The sequence below is a fragment of the Rhodococcus sp. P4_B6 genome, assembly GCF_056402215.1.
The window spans coordinates 1-1,823 of sequence record NZ_JBFUHV010000419.1 but is presented as its reverse complement, the minus strand read 5'-3'; the positions used below and the strand labels follow the sequence as shown (position 1 = coordinate 1,823).

2 protein-coding genes are annotated in these 1,823 nt (G+C 65.8%); one reads left to right on the top strand and one right to left on the bottom strand.

What is annotated here, in order from left to right:
* Positions 1-196 precede the first annotated feature (196 nt).
* Positions 197-694 (top strand): N-formylglutamate amidohydrolase, encoded by a 498-nt coding sequence (locus AC1DWT_RS51200; RefSeq protein WP_477926263.1) that lies wholly within the window; start codon positions 197-199, stop codon positions 692-694.
* A 382-nt stretch (positions 695-1,076) separates the two neighbouring features.
* Here the strand turns inward: AC1DWT_RS51200 and AC1DWT_RS51195 are convergent.
* Positions 1,077-1,823: tetratricopeptide repeat protein (locus AC1DWT_RS51195; RefSeq protein ID WP_477926262.1), on the bottom strand; the 747-nt coding region annotated here is incomplete at its 5' end.

Here is a 1,823-nt window from a genome sequence, read left to right as displayed (position 1 = left end):
GTAGCGATCAGAATCGTGCCGCCCCGGATGGCGCCGAGAAGAACTCCGGCAGCACGGCACTCGTGGGCCAACACTTTGCTTCGAGGGACATGCTGTCACCGCAGGTCCGATGCCCCACCCTGCGCACCAGTCCTCGACCGGACGAACCACCGGCCGTCCTGCCGGCCGTGTGTCTGCGGCCCGTACTGTGTGCCCCATGCCCGTCCGCCCCGGCAGCAACCGCACCACCGACGCCGCGCTGCCGTCCCTGGCCACCGACGATGCCTCAGCCGCTCCCCACATCCTCGCGGCGGCGGCCCACACCGGAACGGACATCGAACTGCGGATTCACACATCCATTACCCGGTTCGACGTCGCCGCCGAACAGTGGTTCCCCACCGTGGCCGGCCTCGTGGTCACGGTCATCGTGCACATCCTCGACGCGGCGACCGGCGAGCCACGGTATCTACCGCCCGCCGAACCCGCTGAATGGGCGCGGGCGATCTTCTCCACCGCCGGCGCCGCGCACGGCTACTTCCTCGGTGCCGTCGACCCGAACACCGGCATCCACCGGCGCGGGCAGCTCGCCTACCGCCTCTACCTCGACACCGACCGGCAGCCGATACCCGTGCCGCGGCAGCTTGTCACCTGCCCGCACTACCTACTACCTGGCCTCGACGGCAGAGCCGAGATCACCATTCCCACCACGGCCTGACCCCACGGCAGAAGCCAGACACCGCGGGCCGACACAACTCGACCGCACAAGGTCGCTCGAGACCATCGGAAAGCCTGCGAACGAAACGGTTTTGGATCGCCGACCACTAACAGCCAGCACTGCCCTGGCGCACCCAAGGACGAGGCCGAGAACGTCAGGCTCCCTAAAGAACCGGCCTTGTACCGACCTGCACCAGCGCACGGCGGCCTCGGGCGTGCTGGCACCTACTAGGTTAGATAGTATCCGTTACCGAATCGTTCGAAAACGATTGTCTTCCAAGCTATATTGCTCATCATCCCGGTCCACGTAAATCGGTGCGGCGGTCAGGATTCCCTCCACGAGATCGTGGAATATGCCGTGCGACCTTGAACATTGCAGCGTGCTATTGACTGTAGCGAGGTGAGATCGGTTGTTTTTCCAAGTCGGCGAGATACTCGGCCGAGATGGTGGGCGCGGTAGCTCCTGCGCGATCGGTCCGGAGATCTCGTGCCAATCGGCTCACTGTGGGTCCGGCGTCGAGTATCGGTCGGACCAGCCCGAGTCGCGCGCACTGATCGGCGAGCGGCCACAGTTCCGTCAGCGCGGCGTCTTCTCGTCCCGCGGCGGCCATGGTTTCCACCTGCAGGAGGGCGGCGTTCAGGAATGCCCGTGGACGGGCTCGTCGGTCGATCGACTCGACGAGGGCATGCACCCTGTCGTATACGAGCTCGAGGTCCTGCACCTGGGGGTGTAAGGCCAGTGTCTCCCGGATCGCCGAGTCCTGCTCCATTTCCGAGGTGAGGACGGCGATGCCGTTGTCCCGGTTGTGGTGGTGGCGACTCTCGCGGTCGAGGTCCGGGGTACGGGACGAAGACTGTCCGATCCCGGCTCGGACTCGTTCGTTGTCGATCCGTGCGGCAAGTCGGGGCAGCCGCAGTTGTAGTGCCAGTCGGGCGCCCTCGTCGAGACGGGACGTCGCCGCGTCGTTTTGTCCGAGCAGGTACTTCAGTCGTGCACCCGTGCCATAGGTGGCCAGCATGAAGTCGACGGTGCCGCCCTCGGCGCCCAAGGTGTGACTGCGGTCGAGGAGACGGTCCGCCTCCGCGAGGTGTCCCTGTTCGTACAGCAGGTCACCGAGTAGGGCTGCGGT

What these genes read in the sequence shown, in the direction of transcription:
- AC1DWT_RS51200 (WP_477926263.1), top strand. Translation starts at nt 197, where the DNA reads ATGCCCGTCCGCCCCGGCAGCAACCGCACCACCGACGCCGCGCTGCCG.